This window comes from Hoylesella buccalis ATCC 35310, from assembly GCF_000177075.1.
GTDB lineage: Bacteria > Bacteroidota > Bacteroidia > Bacteroidales > Bacteroidaceae > Prevotella > Prevotella buccalis.
In genome coordinates, this window is the sequence record NZ_ADEG01000058.1 from 1 (window position 1) to 17,473 (window position 17,473).

Annotated in this window: 12 protein-coding genes; 8 read left to right on the forward strand and 4 right to left on the reverse strand. The window is 45.7% G+C overall.

Annotated elements, in window-relative coordinates; genetic code table 11:
- Nucleotides 1-259: 259 nt before the first annotated feature.
- Complete coding sequence (locus tag HMPREF0650_RS06150) at nucleotides 260-700, reverse strand: hypothetical protein (protein ID WP_004349245.1); 441 nt, start codon at nucleotides 698-700, stop codon at nucleotides 260-262.
- A 158-nt stretch (nucleotides 701-858) separates the two neighbouring features.
- Here HMPREF0650_RS06150 and mnmA point away from each other — a divergent pair, with 158 nt between their 5' ends.
- The 8 genes from mnmA to ahpF all read left to right on the forward strand — a co-directional run bounded on the left by mnmA (nucleotide 859) and on the right by ahpF (nucleotide 14,569).
- Nucleotides 859-1,941, forward strand: a complete 1,083-nt coding sequence (gene mnmA, locus HMPREF0650_RS06155; RefSeq protein ID WP_004349247.1) for a tRNA 2-thiouridine(34) synthase MnmA — start codon at nucleotides 859-861, stop codon at nucleotides 1,939-1,941.
- Between the two features lie 594 nt (nucleotides 1,942-2,535).
- Entirely contained in the window at nucleotides 2,536-5,847 is a 3,312-nt protein-coding gene (locus HMPREF0650_RS06160) for a SusC/RagA family TonB-linked outer membrane protein (RefSeq protein WP_004349249.1), read from the forward strand.
- A gap of 12 nt (nucleotides 5,848-5,859) precedes the next feature.
- The gene (locus HMPREF0650_RS06165) at nucleotides 5,860-7,437 is read left to right on the forward strand and encodes a RagB/SusD family nutrient uptake outer membrane protein (protein WP_004349251.1); all 1,578 of its coding nucleotides are present in this window, start codon (nucleotides 5,860-5,862) and stop codon (nucleotides 7,435-7,437) included.
- Between the two features lie 26 nt (nucleotides 7,438-7,463).
- On the forward strand, nucleotides 7,464-8,387 hold the full coding sequence (locus HMPREF0650_RS06170) for a zinc-binding metallopeptidase (RefSeq protein WP_040562665.1): 924 nt from the start codon (nucleotides 7,464-7,466) through the stop codon (nucleotides 8,385-8,387).
- Between the two features lie 11 nt (nucleotides 8,388-8,398).
- Nucleotides 8,399-10,009 carry a DUF4302 domain-containing protein gene (locus tag HMPREF0650_RS12445; RefSeq protein WP_004349253.1) on the forward strand — a complete coding sequence of 537 codons (1,611 nt, stop codon included), beginning with the start codon at nucleotides 8,399-8,401 and terminating at the stop codon, nucleotides 10,007-10,009.
- 10 nt (nucleotides 10,010-10,019) lie between these two features.
- Nucleotides 10,020-11,333: a BACON domain-containing protein gene (locus HMPREF0650_RS12450; protein ID WP_155813592.1), complete on the forward strand. Its 1,314-nt coding sequence runs from the start codon at nucleotides 10,020-10,022 to the stop codon at nucleotides 11,331-11,333.
- A gap of 954 nt (nucleotides 11,334-12,287) precedes the next feature.
- Nucleotides 12,288-12,854, forward strand: a complete 567-nt coding sequence (gene ahpC / locus HMPREF0650_RS06190; protein ID WP_004349256.1) for an alkyl hydroperoxide reductase subunit C — start codon at nucleotides 12,288-12,290, stop codon at nucleotides 12,852-12,854.
- A 155-nt stretch (nucleotides 12,855-13,009) separates the two neighbouring features.
- Nucleotides 13,010-14,569: an alkyl hydroperoxide reductase subunit F gene (gene ahpF, locus HMPREF0650_RS06195; RefSeq protein WP_004349258.1), complete on the forward strand. Its 1,560-nt coding sequence runs from the start codon at nucleotides 13,010-13,012 to the stop codon at nucleotides 14,567-14,569.
- A 176-nt stretch (nucleotides 14,570-14,745) separates the two neighbouring features.
- On the opposite strand, the gene rsgA is transcribed toward ahpF, so the two are convergent.
- From rsgA to rsmA, 3 genes are all read right to left on the reverse strand, one after another.
- Nucleotides 14,746-15,678, reverse strand: a complete 933-nt coding sequence (gene rsgA / locus HMPREF0650_RS06200; RefSeq protein ID WP_004349260.1) for a ribosome small subunit-dependent GTPase A — start codon at nucleotides 15,676-15,678, stop codon at nucleotides 14,746-14,748.
- Nucleotides 15,679-15,917: 239 nt separating this feature from the next.
- Nucleotides 15,918-16,478: a ribosome recycling factor gene (gene frr / locus HMPREF0650_RS06205; RefSeq protein ID WP_004349261.1), complete on the reverse strand. Its 561-nt coding sequence runs from the start codon at nucleotides 16,476-16,478 to the stop codon at nucleotides 15,918-15,920.
- Nucleotides 16,479-16,646: 168 nt separating this feature from the next.
- Entirely contained in the window at nucleotides 16,647-17,462 is an 816-nt protein-coding gene (rsmA, locus tag HMPREF0650_RS06210; RefSeq protein WP_004349263.1) for a 16S rRNA (adenine(1518)-N(6)/adenine(1519)-N(6))-dimethyltransferase RsmA, read from the reverse strand.
- Nucleotides 17,463-17,473: the final 11 nt, after the last annotated feature.

Genomic DNA, 17,473 nt, shown 5'->3' on the forward strand with positions numbered 1-17,473 from the left:
AGTGAGGCTTTACGCAAGAATGGGCGACTCAAAAAACGAAAACTACAGGTGGTGGAGGAAGATAAGCCGGATGAAAACGCTGAAGAGCCTACCGCCTAAGCATCCTGTTTCTTAGCAGATGGATGAATGTTCTTACCTTCATTTATAATCCGCAACATGGGTATGCTCACACGCAATGACTGATTCGAGAAAATAAGCATGCCGAAGAAGGGAAAACCCTCTTCGGCATGTTGGTTTAAATGCGCTTGTGTCGTATGATTTACTTCTTCAGCTTTAGGTCGGTATTGGTACCTTCTCCTGCTTCTTCAAACTTGTCGGATACCAGACGCAGTGTCTGATCGTCCAACTGAAGGAAGGTCACTGAATCCATTTTTTCTGACTGTACGCGTACATAATTCTTGCCGTTGTTCTCAATCAGTCTGGCTACACCAGTGGTGCGAGCCATGGTTTCTTTACCCTTCGGGGTAACAGCAACCTGCTCGTAAGCAAACTCTTTGATGCTGTCTCCGTAGAGCGAAAGGCTGTACTGGTACGTGCCATCAGCGGCAGGACCTTCACCTTCGTAAACCAGTGTGTCGGTTACAATCATTGTGTCGGCTGCCAAAGAATCTGTACCTTCTGCATTGGCTGCTTTCTTACCATTTTGCTGACAGGCAGCGAACATAGCTGCAGCAGCGAACATAAATACTAACTTTTTCATATTTCAGTTTGTTTATAGAATGATACAAAGATAACTCTTTTTTTGCATTTATATTGCAGCTGCGTGTGGTAATATTTGTAAAAAACGAAAAGCCACCCAACCATACCGGCAAAAATGCGTATCTTTGCCGATGAAACTAAGCATAGGAGAGGCAAAAAATGGGAATCGACGTAGCTGATATCAAGGACAAACGAATCGCTGTGCTGCTTTCGGGCGGTGTAGACAGCTCGGTCGTGGTACACGAATTGGCGCAAATGGGACTGCATCCCGATTGTTTTTATATCAAGATAGGCCCCGAGGAAGCCGAAGAGTGGGACTGCTCGTCGGAAGAAGACCTGGAGATGGCCACCGCAGTGGCTGCGAAATACGGCTGCAGGTTGCAGGTTGTTGATTGTCATAAAGAGTATTGGAGCGAGGTAACAAAGTACACCATGGAGAAGGTGAAGGCGGGTTACACGCCCAATCCCGACGTGATGTGCAACCGACTCATCAAGTTTGGCGCCTTTGATGCAAAGGTTGGTCATCAGTATGACTTGATTGCGACGGGTCACTATGCACAAACCGAGGTGATTGATGGTAAGAAGTGGCTCGTTACCAGTCCCGATCCTGTGAAAGACCAGACCGACTTTTTGGCTCAGATCTACGACTGGCAGCTCAAGAAGGCCTTGTTTCCCATTGGGCATTATCAAAAGAATGAGGTGCGTGAGATTGCCGAACGTGAGCATCTTGTCAACGCCAAACGCAGAGACAGTCAGGGCATTTGCTTCCTGGGACAGATTGATTACAACGAATACCTGCGCCGCTATCTGGGCGAAAAGCATGGCGACGTGATAGAATTAGAAACGGGTAAGAAGATTGGCGAGCACCGCGGATTGTGGTTTCATACTATCGGTCAGCGTCACGGGTTGGGCTTTGGAGGCGGTCCTTGGTTTGTGGTGAAGAAGGATGTTCAGGCCAACGTGCTCTATGTCAGTAGGGGATACGACCCGAAGACGGCCTACAAGTCGGACTTTAAGGTACACGATTTCCATTTCCTCACCGAGCCTTTGGATATGGAACACATTACATTCAAGATTAGACATACGCCCGAATATCATCCGGCAACCATAGAGAAGACGGCTGAAGGCTGTTATATCGTTCATGCCGCACAGCCCATTCACGGCGTGGCACCTGGACAATTCTGCGTGGTATACGATGAACAGCACCATCGGTGCATTGGTTCTGCTGAGATTACCGTATAGGGTAAAATTGCTTGTGTTTTTCCTTCGTGACACATGGCTTTTTGCTCTTCCGTTCCAATAACATTGACTTTGGAGACCAATAGCATTGACTTTGGAGGCTAATAGCATTGACTTTGAAGGCCAATAGCATTGACTTTGGAGGGCTAAGTTAATGTTGTTGATTTTCAGATAGTTAGCCATCTTCTGTTGTTCGTTTTGAGTGAGGGACGACACACGGCGTAGGGATATTTCCATCAACTGGTCGATACGCTTTCTTCAGCATAACGACGTCATCGTTCAGATGATCCACACGAAAGCAAACAACCTTATTATTTTGGTGGATGATTGTGTAGATAAAGAGCTACGCCGATGCAAATTTTTATGAATTTTAATCAACAAAATAAAGAAAATTATAACATGTTAGTTGAAAAAATATACTGGTAGTTGTGTCGATTTGTAAGCTGTAAACAAGAAAAGTGATGTTTTTGCTTGTTTCTTCTTTCTTTTATGTTAATTTTCCTACTTTTCCTATATTATTCTTGCGTTTCTTGTTAAATTGTACTAACTTTGCGATTCATTTTAGTAAATAATTATTTTTAACGCAAGAGAGAAATTATGGAGAAAAGACTTGGGATGGTTATGGTCGGCCTGTTCCTATGCATAGGAATGGTCTTTGCCCAAACCAAAATTACTGGAACCGTAATCTCCGGTGAAGACGGTGAACCCATCATTGGCGCGTCGGTGCTGATTAAAGGGACTACCGTTGGTGGAACGGTCACTGACATTGATGGTCACTTCACCTTAAACACAGCTGAAGGCACAACCATTGTGATCAGCTATGTGGGTATGGAGACCCAAACGCTGAAGGCGAAGAATGGAATGAAAGTGACGCTGAGACCCGATCAGAAGTTGGTCTTGGATGAAGTAGTTGTTACGGGTATGACCAGTACAGACAAAAGGTTGTTTTCCGGAGCCGCTACGAAAATTGACGCCAAGGAGGCGAAGATTAGCGGTATGGCTGACATCAGCCGCTCGCTGGAGGGCCGTGCGGCCGGAGTCAGCGTGCAAAACGTATCTGGTACGTTTGGTACGGCGCCCAAGATTCGCGTGCGTGGTGCCACCTCTATTCACGGTAGCTCAAAGCCTTTGTGGGTGGTAGACGGCGTGATTATGGAGGACGTGGTGGATGTTTCGGCAGAAGATTTGTCATCGGGAGATGCCAACACGCTGATTTCATCGGCCATTGCCGGCTTGAACTCAGACGATATTGAGAGCTTCCAGATATTGAAAGATGGCTCGGCTACATCTATTTATGGTGCACGTGCGATGGCTGGTGTTATCGTCATCACCACCAAGAAGGGTAAAGCCGGACAGTCGCACATCAGTTATACCGGTGAATACACCATGCGCCTGAGACCTACCTACAGCACCTTCAACATCATGAACTCGCAAGACCAGATGTCTATTTACCGCGAGTTGGAGAAGAAGGGCTTCTTGAACTATGCTGAGACGGCCAACGCCATGAACAGTGGCGTGTATGGTAAGATGTACCAAATGTTGTCGGAATACAACAAAGAGACAGGTCAGTTTGCCCTGGCCAACACGGAGAAGGCCAAGAACGCCTATCTGCGCGCGGCCGAATTTAGAAACACCAACTGGTTTAAGGACTTGTTCTCAACAGCCATCATGCACAACCACTCGGTGAGTATCTCGGGCGGTACGGAGAAATCGCAATATTATGCTTCTCTCTCGGCCATGTTTGACCCAGGATGGACCAAGCAGAGTAGGGTGCAACGATACACGGCTAACATCAATACCACTTACAACCTCAACAAGCATTTTGACATCAACTTGATTGGAAATGCCTCGTACCGTAAGCAACAGGCACCAGGAACGTTGAACTCGGACGTTGACTTGGTGACTGGAGAGGTGAAGCGCGACTTCGATATCAACCCATATTCCTATGCGTTGAACACCTCGCGTACGTTGGATCCAAACGAATTTTACACTCGCAACTACGCCCCGTTCAACATCTTCCATGAGTTGGATAACAACTATATGGATTTGCATGTGTCCGATTTCCGTGTACAGGCCAGCATCGACTACAGGCCTATTCAGAAATTGAAGATAACCCTGTTGGGGTCGGCTAAGAGTTCTTCCACCTCTCAGGAGCATAACATTCTGGACGAATCGAACCAGGCTATGGCATACCGTGCCATGCCTACGGCCGCAATTCGTGACAGAAACCCCTTCTTGTACAAAGATCCAGATAATATCTATGCGCTTCCTATATCCGTATTGCCTTACGGTGGTATCTACGAGCGTCGCGACAACAGGTTCTTTGGATGGGACACACGACTCTCAGCCAGCTACAATGACGTGTTCAACGATACGCATATCTTGAACCTCTATGGCGGTATGGAAACCAACTTGGTTGACCGTAAGTCTACCTGGTTCCGCGGTTGGGGCTTGCAGTACAGCCAAGGCGAGGTGCCGCTGTATGCATACCAGGTTTTCAAAAAAGGTCAGGAAAATGGTTCTGATTATTTTACGATGGACAATACCCACATCCGCAGTGCCGCTTTCTTTGGTACGGGTACCTATTCTTATAAAGGACGTTATCAGTTGACTGGTACCATTCGCTATGAAGGAACCAACTATCTGGGCAAGGCTACCAGTGCACGCTGGATGCCTACATGGAACCTTTCGAGTGCTTGGAACGCACATGAAGAAAGTTGGTACGAAGGCTTGTTCAAGGATGTGCTAACACACAGCACGTTCCGTGTGAGCTACTCGTTGACGGGTGACCGTCCTGCCATCACCAACGCCCTGCCTATTTTCCGCAGCTCCAACCCATGGCGACCCTTCACCAACGTGCAGGAACCGGGATTGGACCAAGTGTTGGGTAATCCGGAGTTGACCTATGAGAAAAAGCACGAGCTGAACTTTGGGTTCGATTTGGGCTTCCTGAAGAACCGCATCAACCTGAGTGCCGACTTCTACTGGCGTAACAACTACGACTTGATTGGTATTGCCAACACCGAGTTGTATGGCCCGCAGTATGCCAATGTGGCATCCATGAAGTCGAATGGTATGGAGTTTTCGCTCTCTACTACCAATATCAAGACGGAGGACTTTACTTGGAGTACCAACTTGATCTACTCACACTCGCACAACGAGATTACTGAACTCAATGCGCTGTCTCGTGTTATTGACATGGTGCAGGGAACAGGTTTTGCCAAGGAAGGCTATCCTGTGCGCTCGGTATTCTCAGTTCCATTCCGCGGGTTGAACCGCGAAGGATTGCCAACCTTCCTCGATCAAAATGGCAATGTCACTACAACAGGCATCTACTTCCAGGAACGTGATCCGGAAAAGGTGAAGTTCTTGAAATATGAAGGATCGGCTGAACCTACAGACGTAGGCTCGCTGGGCAACATCTTCAGGTACAAAAACTGGACGTTGAACGTGTTCTTGACCTATTCGTTTGGCAACGTTGTGCGTCTGGATCCGGTGTTCTCCAACGAATATGACGACCTCTCGTCTATGCCAAAGGAGTTCCGTAACCGCTGGGAAGTGTCTGGCGATGAGCGAAAGACCAGCATCCCTGTGATAGCAAGTGCGCAGCAGAATAGGTTCGACAGAAACCTTTCTTATGCTTACAACGCATACAACTATTCGGATGCGCGTATCGCCAAGGGAGATTTTATCCGCATGAAAGAATTGTCTTTGGGCTATGATTTCCCAAACAGCGTACGCCAGTTCCTGAACGTAAACACGCTCTCACTGAAACTTCAGGCCACCAATCTCTTCTTGCTCTATGCAGACAGCAAGCTGAACGGGCAGGATCCTGAATTCTTTAATACAGGTGGTGTGGCCGTTCCAGTACCAAAGCAGTTCACACTCACACTTAGATTAGGACTCTAAAATACAGCAAAGATGAAAACAATAAAAATAACATATACAGCATTGGCCTTGACATTCTCGGCCCTGACATTGTCTTCGTGCAGCGAGTATCTGGACACTTTGCCAGATAACCGTACGACCATTGATACCGAGAAGAAGGTGGCCAATCTATTGGTGTCTGCTTATCCTCATTCCTCTAATCTGTTGATCAACGAGACGATGTCGGATAATGCAGACTATTATGGCGACAAAAATCCAAACGGTGACCGCTTTGGTGACCAGGTTTACTTCTGGCAAGACGTGACAGAGAGTGACAATGAGTCGCCCATGAGATTTTGGCTATCTTGTTATGATGCCATCGCAAGCGCCAACCAAGCACTGGCATCCATTGAAGAGATGGGTGGTGCCAAGACAGAGGCATTGCAGACCTCCAAAGCTGAGGCATTACTTTGCCGGGCATACGCACACTTCTTGCTCGTTAATGAATTCTGCATGAACTACAGTGAGGGCAGTAAGGCTTTGGGTATACATTACTCTGACAAGGTGGAAAACATCACCGAGAAACACAATCGTGGTACCGTTGCTGAGGTCTATGCGCGTATCGAGCAAGACTTGAAAGAGGCGCTTCCCCTCGTGACGGACAACTATACCGTACCGAAGTACCACTTCAACAAGCGGGCTGCATACGCTTTCGCTACCCGTTTCTATCTTTATTATGAGAAATGGAACGAGGCTGTGAAGTATGCTGACATGTGTTTGGGCAGCAATGCGGCAGCAACTCTTCGTGACTGGAAAGCCATGAGCGAAATGACCTCTGACTTCGATGCCATCTCACAGCATTATGTTGCAGCAGATGTCGCTGCCAACCTGATGATAAGTACGCATGTTTCTCAGCTGGGTGTATTCTTTGGTCCGTATACATATTTTAAGCGTTACGCACATGGCTCATATATTTCCAACAACGAAGACTTCGAGGCAACTAATGTTTGGGGCAGAGGTGGATTCTATTATAAACCGTTTTCACGCAGAGGTAACAACTTTGATGTAGTGCAAATATGGAAGTTGCCTTACCTGTTCGAAATTGATGACCCTGTTGCGAGGACCGGTCTTCCCCACACGGTGAACGTGGTTTTCACTACGGATGAAGTGCTGCTGAACCGTGCAGAGGCTTACATCATGCTGAAACAATACGATAAGGCTGCGGCCGACCTTGATATGTGGATGCATAATATTGTGAAAACTGATGTGACGTTGACACCAGAAAAGATACAGAATTTCTATAAATCTGTTCCCTATTCATACGACGATGCTTCGAAGATGGCGTCAACTGTGAAGAAACATCTGCATCCGGCATTCGCCATTGACGCAGAAGGATCCGTGCAGGAAACGATGTTGCAGTGTGTATTGGGTTTCCGTCGTATGGAAACTCTTCATCAGGGATTGCGCTGGTTTGACGTGAAGCGTTATGGTATTGAAATCGTTCGCCGAACCATGGGTCCCGATGGAAAGCCAGCTACGTTGACAGATGTGTTGAAGAAGGATGATAATCGCCGTGCCGTCCAGATACCATTGGATATTCGTCAGGCCGGTGTTGAGGCTAATCCACGTTAATTTAATCAATAAAAACGAATATGTATATGAAAAAATATATAGTATGCGCGTCGCTTTGCCTGGTATGCTTAGGGTTTGGATCCTGTTCGGAGGACAAGCTCGAGGCAGAAAGTGTCATCGTTGACTCAAATGTAAAGCAAACCGACTTCGACAAGTGGATCAAGGCAAATTTAACAGATCCCTACAACATTCAGTTCGTGTACCGGTACGATCATAATGAAACGGACATGAACTATTACAATGTGCCTGCCGACTATGAGCAAGCTGTGAAACTGGCACACATCGTGAAGTATGCCAGTATTGAGGCATATGACCAAGTGGCAGGAGTGGATTTCACCAGAACATACTTCCCCAAGTTGTTCTATGCAACAGGTGAGTTCCAGTATCGTAACAACGGTACTATGATTTTGGGTACAGCAGAAGGCGGAAAGAAAATATTCTTGGCTGGTACAAATCATTTGAATAAACTTTCTACAACGGTTGAAAGTTTGAACACGTATTATCTGCGTACCATCCATCATGAGTTCACGCACATTTTGAATCAGACGAAGAACTACACAGCTGAGTACCAGAAGGTGAACGGAAGTCTGTATATCGGCGACGCGTGGAGCTCACCCGAAGGACAGACAGGCTATCTACAGCGCGGCTTCATCTCTGCTTATTCGCAGATGGAGGCTCGTGAAGACTTTGCCGAGATGTTGTCTATGTACATCACGAATACACCTGAGCAGTGGGCGAAGTGGATGGCAGAGGCAGGAGCAAAAGATCCTGAGACCAAAGTGGAAGCACCAGGTGCTGGACACATTGCCAAGAAATTAGAGATGGTAAGGGTTTACATGCGTGACGAATTTAACATTGATATCGATGTGCTTCGCGATGAGATTTTGCGTCGTGAGGGTGATGTCATCAATGGATATGTGAACTTGACCGATTTGAAAATAGATAAGTAAAGGAGATCATCATGATGAAAACAAATAAAATATTGACAAGCTTGGCCTTGATGCTTTCGGCACTGCTGTTCCAGTCGTGCTTGAAAGATCAAGAGGATGTGTTTGACGAGTCTTCAGCCGCTCGTATGGAAAACTACCTGAATGAGGCACAGCGTGTGTTGATGAGTTCGGAGAATGGCTGGGTACTTGAATATTATCCTGAAACACACCGCAAGTATGGCGGCTTCACTTACACATTGAAGTTTACTAAGGATGAGGCTGAAGTGAGATCCGAGATTAATCCAGATGCGAAGGAAACTTGCCTCTATGCCATGAAGACAAACAATGGGCCGGAGTTGTCTTTTGACACATATAGCCCGATGATGCACTTCTTCGCAACGCCTTCGTCTGAATTGAATGAAGCCTATGGCGGTGACTTTGAGTTTGTCATCGACAGCATTGGGCAGGATGCCATCAAGTTCCATGGCAAGCGATCGCAGAATGTGATGTACATGCGCCGTCTGAAAGAGAGTGCCGCAGCCTACCAGAAAAAAGTGGTCGACGTGGGCGATAATTTCAACCTCATTGGCTCTGATGGCACTATAGGCGGAAAAAAAGCTCATTTTGAATATGATGTTGTTGCTCGCCAGCTTATCATTACGACGGACACCGACACCCTTGAAACAGCCTACAACTATACCGACAACGGGTTGCGACTGTACGAACCGCTAACGGTTAATGGCGTATCGGTTTCCGAGTTGACTTACTCTAAGGAAAAACTCTCATTGGCTGCTGACAAGATTGATTTGTCTAAGGGTTGGCAGAATCCGCAGATAGTCGTTGATGCAATCAAGAGTATCGGTTCGGATGATGAGGCCTTCAGCAGAACCTATCGCAATATTGATAAGCTAGGAGAATTCAAATTTGTTACGAGTGCCGACTGGGTAAACGTGACGACCAATGGCAACGACCTGACTGTTAGTATGACTCCAAATACCACAGGTGACGTTCGCTCAGCCGAAGTCTTTGTTGTGAATGGCAACTACCATTCATCGTTCGTCGTGACACAATGTGAGGTTGGCGATGTGACTGGCAACTATGCATTCATTTATAAGGACAATAAAGGAAACCAAAAAATGACAAAGGCATCGCTGTCTGTATCCGGCAAGGATATGAAGTTTACTTTCATGGACCCAGAGGACAAAAAGACTTACAGCATTCCTGTGGCCTTTGACCAGGCTACTGGTTCGTTGAGAATACAAGGTGGAAACCTAGGCAGGTTCAACTCTACCTATTATATGATAGGCGTTCTCTTGTTTGGCGAAGGAAGTCAGGGAACATGGGACCCCCGGGCCTATATGTCAGCGCCGTTCCAGCATGACGAGAAGAATGGTACCTATGCCATCTTCGGAGGAAAGGTTAATGATTATCCCATTGAAGGACTGCTACTCTTTGCTTCTGAGATTGAGACTCCAAAGTCTTTGAAAGATATGGCTGGCTTCCTGTTCTGGTTTCAGTCGCCTATCATTGTCAAGTTGAAGAACAAGAGTCAGCCTGCCAAGAGCTTCTATGGACTGGAAGAAAGAATTCCTCAGGTAAAGCGTTCTTCCATACCAGCATCTATCAAAATGATTGAAAAATAAATCAAGCAACATGAAGAAAATATATAGTTTCCTGCTACTTGCGGCCTTTACATTGGCTTTTAGTGCATGTAGCGACGATCAAGATCAAGTTGGCAGCGAGTATTCCCGCGCGTCTACTGTCAAGGTAACCAGCTCTAACCTTGTGTTTTCTGCAGCTGCCGGTACTGGCACGCTAGTGTTTGAAGCACCTTCAACAGCAACGGTGTCTGTTGATGCCCAATGGGCTTCGGCAGTTGTCAACGGCAACAAGGTTGATGTGAGCGTTAAGAAAAATCCTAAGTTGGAAGGGCGTTCGGCACTATTAACTATCAAATGTGGTGGTGATTCCACGCAGGTTACCGTTCAACAACGTGGAATGATGTTCAAATACGGTGGTAAAACATCTCAATTTATCTATAACGATGCAGCCAGAACCATTAGCATCCCAGTGAAGAACGAAGGGTCTAACCTCTCCATCAAGGGGCTTGATTGGGCTGAGGCAAGCATCAATGATGAAACCATCAACATCAAACTCTCTGAGAACAAGACGGGACATATCCGGTCTGGTGTCATTAAGTACACTACTGGACCTTATACAGACTCTATCTATGTGTGTCAGGGAGAGAAGAAAGACATCGTTAACAAGACTTACTATCTTGGTGGTTACGATTTGTCTAAGGTTACAGAGAACACGAAGAGTATCGATGAAGTATTCTCTGTTGTGAAGGTGATGGTGGCTGAAGTGAAAGGGCAGTTGCTGATTTATTTCCCTGATACCAACTGGATTTTACCGATGAAGCTCGATGAAGGTTCGTTGAGTTTCGATATTAACGCAGGTGAACGCATGGGTATGTATTACAATTACTACCATGTTTTCTCAGGTGTAGTTGATTATGCGTACCTGGCCTCCTTCGAGAAGAACGAGATAAGTTTTGCGTTTGCAAGCGCAGAGTCAAAGTTGAGTATCTCTGGATACTTTGACTATAGTGAAAAACAAAACGCAACAATCGCTTTTATGGGTGACAACAAATTTAATGATGCCCTTATTAAGCAGTTGACGAAGGATCCGACGGCCGAGTACGATGCCAATGCATTGGGCTTCTTTATCTTCAATTCCAATAAGGTAACGAAGAAAAGTTACCAGGGCGTGGCATCTCTCTTTTATAAGCCTTTCATGTTGGAGATTACTCCAAAGTCAGCCAAGGGTACCATTCTCGAATTTGGCAAGTCTGCCAATCAAGACGAAGTTTCTAAGCAAGCGGTTCTCGAAAAAGTGAGAAAGCAGCTTCGTAACCATCCACTTTCTGGTAAACTTCCATCAGAAATTCGTAAGGTATTGAGGTAGTCGCTGAGTAAGACGTATATTGAAAGCCTGGCTTGAGCTTGTTCAAGCTAGGCTTTTTGCTTGGATTACATCCGTTAACGCCCTTGAATCCGTCGCATAGATTGGCTATCTTTGTTTCTGTTATTGCACCAGCGTTCTGCTCCAAGGGGCACTATGCGCTGCGTGGAGAAATGTTCCGAAGATTTACACGACTGTTAATTTATTTCAAAATTTACAAGTTGTGAAATAGAAAAAATATGTTGCCTGTCAGCTTGTTATGAAGCGTTGAAAAGCAAAAAACAAGTAAAAAATGAGGTCATTGTATGCTTTTTAGTGTGCTGTTTGTATGATTTGAGCTCCATATTTACATGCAATAGAATCCTAAAAGCATAGAGTTTGAGGGCCAATAAGCATGCTTTTGATGAAGTAAAGCAATGCTATTGAAAAATGGCAACTGACGAGATTCCGTAACATCTTGTATGATAATGAGATGCGAAAAACGCGAATTTTGAGCGTTTTTTTGTTCAGTCCTTCTGTTAGTCGCAAATACGCGAGTATTGAGGGTGCTTGGCAAAATATTTCGTTGTTCATTAGTTGCTACACATTGTTTATAATATTTTCTGATGTGTTGACCAGGTAGTCATCCTCAATCTGTTCTGTCATCTTACTGAAAGAGGTGGTGTGCATGTTTGTGCTGTAAGCGTTGCTGATGTTGATTGTTTCGATGACTTGGGCAAGGAAGTTGCGACTCTCGACGCTGTGGCAGATTGCCGATTTTATATGCGGGGGTACAACTAGGAAGATGCAATGTATCTATAAATCTGTTAAGATTGAAGAAGAAACTGTAATTATAGTTATTATTCTCATTTTTGTCGTTAGAAGTTTCTTGTTTTTATCATTTAATGATTAATTTTGTAATAATTACAAATGGTAAGTTATCCATTCATTGTTTAATATTAAATAAATAGAATAAATATGGAAACAATAATCAATGCACAAATTCCTGAGTTTAAGGTTCAGGCATTCCAAAAAGGAGAGTTTAAGACGGTTTCAAACGAAGATATCAAGGGCAAATGGGCCATCTTCTTCTTCTACCCAGCCGACTTCACCTTTGTATGTCCAACCGAGTTGGTTGACTTGGCAGGCAAGTACGAAGAATTAAAGAAGATGGGCGTAGAGGTGTTCTCTGTTAGCTGCGATACCCACTTTGTACACAAAGCATGGTACGACACATCTGACAGCATCAAGAAGATTAACTACACCATGCTTGCCGACCCATTGGCAGTATTGGCAAAAGGCTTTGGCGTGTACAAAGAGGATGAAGGTGTAGCTTACCGCGGTACTTTCTTGGTAGATCCAGAGGGCAAGATTAAGATTGCAGAGATTCAAGACAACAGTATTGGTCGCAATGCTGACGAGTTGGTACGTAAGGTATCAGCAGCACAGTTCGTAGAATCTCACCCAGGTGAAGTTTGTCCAGCTAAGTGGAAGCAGGGTGAAGAGACATTGAAGCCAAGTATTGATTTGGTAGGAAAACTGTAGAAAGAAACAGGAACCCAACTTGAAAGGTAGCTGAGAGAAAACACCTACGAACTAAGTATCGTCGTTGCTTTCTCAAGCTACCTTTTTTTATACCTTTTACATTTCTGTTAGAAACATAATAAAAAATTACCCATATATAAACAATTTATAGCACAATGTTAGATTCAACCATCTTACAACAGGTTAAAGATGTCTTCAAAGATTTAACCCATCAATATACTTTCAAAGTAACGGCGCATCCGCAACATGAAAAAGCCGCAGAACTAAAAGAATTCATCAATGACTTTGTCTCCACATCCCAGCTTTTTACGGCACAATTTGCGGAGACCGATGACATGACTATTCAGTTCTCTCTGCTGAAAGACAATGAAGAAACAGGCGTTATGTTTCGTGGCATACCCAACGGTCATGAGTTTACATCACTTCTTTTGGCTGTCCTAAATGCCGATGGCAAGGGCAAAAACCTGCCCGATGATGCGATTTGCAAGCGTATTCAACGTCTCAAAGGAAACATCAAACTGCAAACATACGTCTCGTTAACCTGCACCAACTGTCCCGACATCGTACAGGCGTTGAACGTCATGGCGCTGACCAGTTCAAAAATTTCGCACGAAATGGTAGATGGTGCCTTGTTTCAAGACGAGGTGGACAGCTTGAATATTCAAGCTGTACCAACTGTATACGCCAACGGAGAATTATTGCACATTGGACGAGGCAGCTTGGGAGAGCTGCTCACCAAATTAGAAGACATGATTGGCAGCGAAGAGGATGAGAACCAAGAACCTGTAGAACGCCGTTACGATGTCGTGGTTGTGGGAGGTGGTCCTGCTGGAGCGTCGGCAGCTATTTATTCTGCACGCAAGGGTTTGCATGTAGCTGTCATTGCAAATAACATCGGTGGACAGATGAAAGATACGGTTGGTATCGAAAACTTCATCTCTGTTCCCAAGACAACAGGAGCGAAGATGGCTGACAATCTCCTTACACACCTCAAGGAATACCCTATTGATGTGTTTGACAACAGAAGGGTTGACAAGGCATTTTTCGACGAAGAACTAAAAAAGGTACATGTAAAAGGCGGTGAAATCTTTATCTCACCTGCGGTCATCATTGCTACAGGTGCAAGTTGGAGAAAGCTCAACGTACAAGACGAGGCTAAGTATATGGGGCATGGTGTACACTTCTGCCCCCACTGCGACGGTCCTTTCTATAAGAACAAGCATGTGGCAGTGGTCGGAGGAGGTAACTCTGGCGTAGAAGCGGCTATCGATTTGGCGGGCATCTGCAAACAGGTAACCCTGCTTGAATTTGGCGAGTCCTTACGAGCTGACACCGTTTTACAAGAAAAAGCGAAGAGTTTGGATAACGTGGAAATATACACCATGGCACAAACTACGGCTATCTTGGGCGACGGACAGAAAGTAACAGCCATTCGTGTGAAGAACCGCAATAACGATGAAGAACGTGACATAGCAGTAGACGGCATCTTTGTACAGATAGGATTGGCTGCCAATGCCGACCCTTTCCGTGAGGCTCTTCCGTTAAATCAACGTCACGAGATAGAAGTAGACAACTATTGTAGGACTTCCGTATCTGGTGTTTATGCCGCTGGAGACGTGACCAACGTACCTTATAAACAAATCATGATTGCCATGGGCGAAGGTGCCAAGGCTGCCCTTTCAGCTTTTGACGACAGGATTAGGGGCGTAATATAGTTTGTCGTTTGTTTCCTGAAGTTGTTACTTCTTAGGACAAAATGTGATTAAATTAAAAAGAATGTACGAATAAAGCAGCTTGTATTGCTTTTCATGTGTAGATAGGATGGCACTCCATGCGAGTGCCATTCGGTCTATAAGGTCGTGTGTGAGGATTTTGTCCGGATGGCTCTATGCTAATAGGCCGCACGATATTTGCTGTCATCTTTATCTTCCAACATGTTGAGATAACTCTGATAGCGGCTGACGGAGATGTAATGATTCTCAATAGCTTGTATCACCGCACAGCCAGGTTCATGTGTGTGTGTGCAATTGTTGAATTTGCAATCTTTGGAAAACTCGAAGATTTCCTTGAAATAGCTTGTCAGTTCTTCTCGCTCGATGTCAAAGGTTCCGAAGCCTTTGATGCCCGGTGTGTCAATCAGGTAACCACCCTCTGCCAGTTCTATCATCTCGCTGAAAGTGGTGGTGTGCATGCCTGTGCCGTGCGCGTTGCTGATTTCGGCCGTACGTTGATCGGCGTGTGGGATGATGGCGTTGATGAGGGTCGATTTGCCTACACCGCTATTCCCGCTGACCAGCGTTACCTTTTGTTTTAGGAGTGTTTGTAACTGGTCGATGCCCATGCCCGTTTCAGCCGATATCTCGATACACGGATAGCCGATGGTTTCGTACAGTGTCACCATTTGTTGTTGGTAGCGACGTTCGTCATCGTTGAGCAAGTCGGTCTTATTGAACACCAAGACTACGGGTACCCGATAGGCTTCAGCTCCGGCGAGGAATCGGTCAATGAAAGTAGTGGAGGTTTCCGGCTGCTTGATGGTGATGATGAGAAGAGCCTGGTCGAGGTTGGCAGCGATGATTTGGCTTTGCTTGGAGAGATTAGATGCTTTGCGTATGATGTAGTTTTTGCGGTCGTCTATGGCACTAATTAGTGCAGTTCCCTCGGCGTTCATGATGATGTCAACATAGTCGCCCACCGCTACAGGACTGGTGCTGCGGATACCTTTCAATCGAAAGTTACCTTTCACCTTGCATTCTACGATACGTCCGTCATCGGTCTTGACGGTGTACCAGCTTCCTGTATTCCTGATAATGAGGCCGTGCATGGATGGATTTAGTTTAAAGCCTCACCCCTGCCCCTCTCCAAAAGAGAGGGGAGTGGATAGACTTTTATACGGTTGGATAGTCTTGTGACTTTCTCTTTTATCATTCTTCACAAAAGAGTTGGAATTTTGAGGGACGAGTAGTTCATGACTCAATAAACGGATCAACTTACAAACTCATCAACTCACAAACTTATATACTCATTAACTCATCAACTTACAAACTCATCAACTCAAATTCCCTACACCGTCATGATTTCTTTTGTCTTGTCTTCCAGCAGATTATCTACCTGCTTGATGAACTTGTCGTGAATCTTTTGCAATTCGTTCTCGGCGTCCTTTCCCGCATCTTCCGACAGTCCGTCTTTAATGGCTTTCTTGAGTTTGTCTTTGATTTCAGAGCGCACGTTGCGCACTTCTATCTTCGATTTTTCGCCTATCTTGTTGCACTGCTTCACCAAATCACGACGACGCTCCTCAGTAGGTTGAGGGATTCCCAGGCGGATTATCTCGCCATTGTTCTCTGGTGTGATGCCCACGTCAGAATCCATGATGGCCTTTTCGATGTCCCGAATGGCCTTTCTGTCCCACGGTTTGATGGCGATGGTGCGCGCATCAGGAACAGAAACGTTGGCAACTTGGTTGAGAGGAACCATGGATCCGTACGAACTGACCATCACTCCGTCCAAGATAGCTACGTTTGCGCGTCCCGCACGAATGCGGTTCAATTGCTCTTCTAAAAATGTGGTAGCCATCTGCATGCGCTCTTCGGCGCCTTGTAATGTAGATTTTACGTCAATCATATCTTTTCTTGCATTAGAGTTAGTATTGTACAAAAATAAGCAATTACCAGGAAATAAACAACTGTTTGCTGGAAATTGTTTTACGTTATGGGACTAACGAGGGGCGGTGTAGTTGTTTTTTTTCAGTCTGTAGAGTTGTGTTTTATCCCTGTTTGAAGGTTTTTTGGCTCAGCATGATCCTTGTTGATGGAGGCGCTTCAGCTCGACTTCCACCTGGTTTGTCAATGCGACGAACTGTGCCACGGACAACTGTTCGGGCCGTTTGGTCATCAGTTCTCCTGCATAGAATTCGGCGGACGCACCCTCACCCGGGAATAGCTGTCGCAAGCTTACCCGCAACATTTTGCGCCGTTGATTGAAAACGGTTTTGACAACTCGTTTGAAGAACATTTCGTCACAACCCAAATCGTGCACCTCGTTTCGCGTCATGCGTATGACCGCACTCTTTACTTTGGGTGGCGGATTGAACACATGTTCGTCTACCGTGAACAGATATTCCACGTGATACCACGCTTGTATCAATACCGACAGGATGCCATACGCCTTGTTGCCAGGCTCAGAAGCGATGCGTTGTGCCACTTCGCGCTGTATCATGCCGGTGCAGCAGGGGATGAGGTCTTTGTAGTCGAGCATCTTAAAGAAGATTTGCGAGGAGATGTCATACGGATAATTACCCGTCAAAACAAACTGTTGGCCGTCGAACACCTGGTGGAGGTCCATACGTAGGAAATCCTGTCCGATGATGTTGTCACGCAGTTTGGGAAAGTTCTCCCTAAGATATGCTACCGACTCGCGGTCTATCTCGACCGCTTTTACTTCCCGTGGTTTCTCAACAAGATATTGTGTCAGCACGCCCATGCCGGGGCCTATCTCCAGTATGGGGATGCTTGGACATGCGTCAACGGTATCGGCAATGCGCTTGGCAATGCTCAAATCGGTCAGGAAGTGCTGTCCTAAGTTCTTTTTTGGTTTTACTATCTTCATGGGTCAGTTGT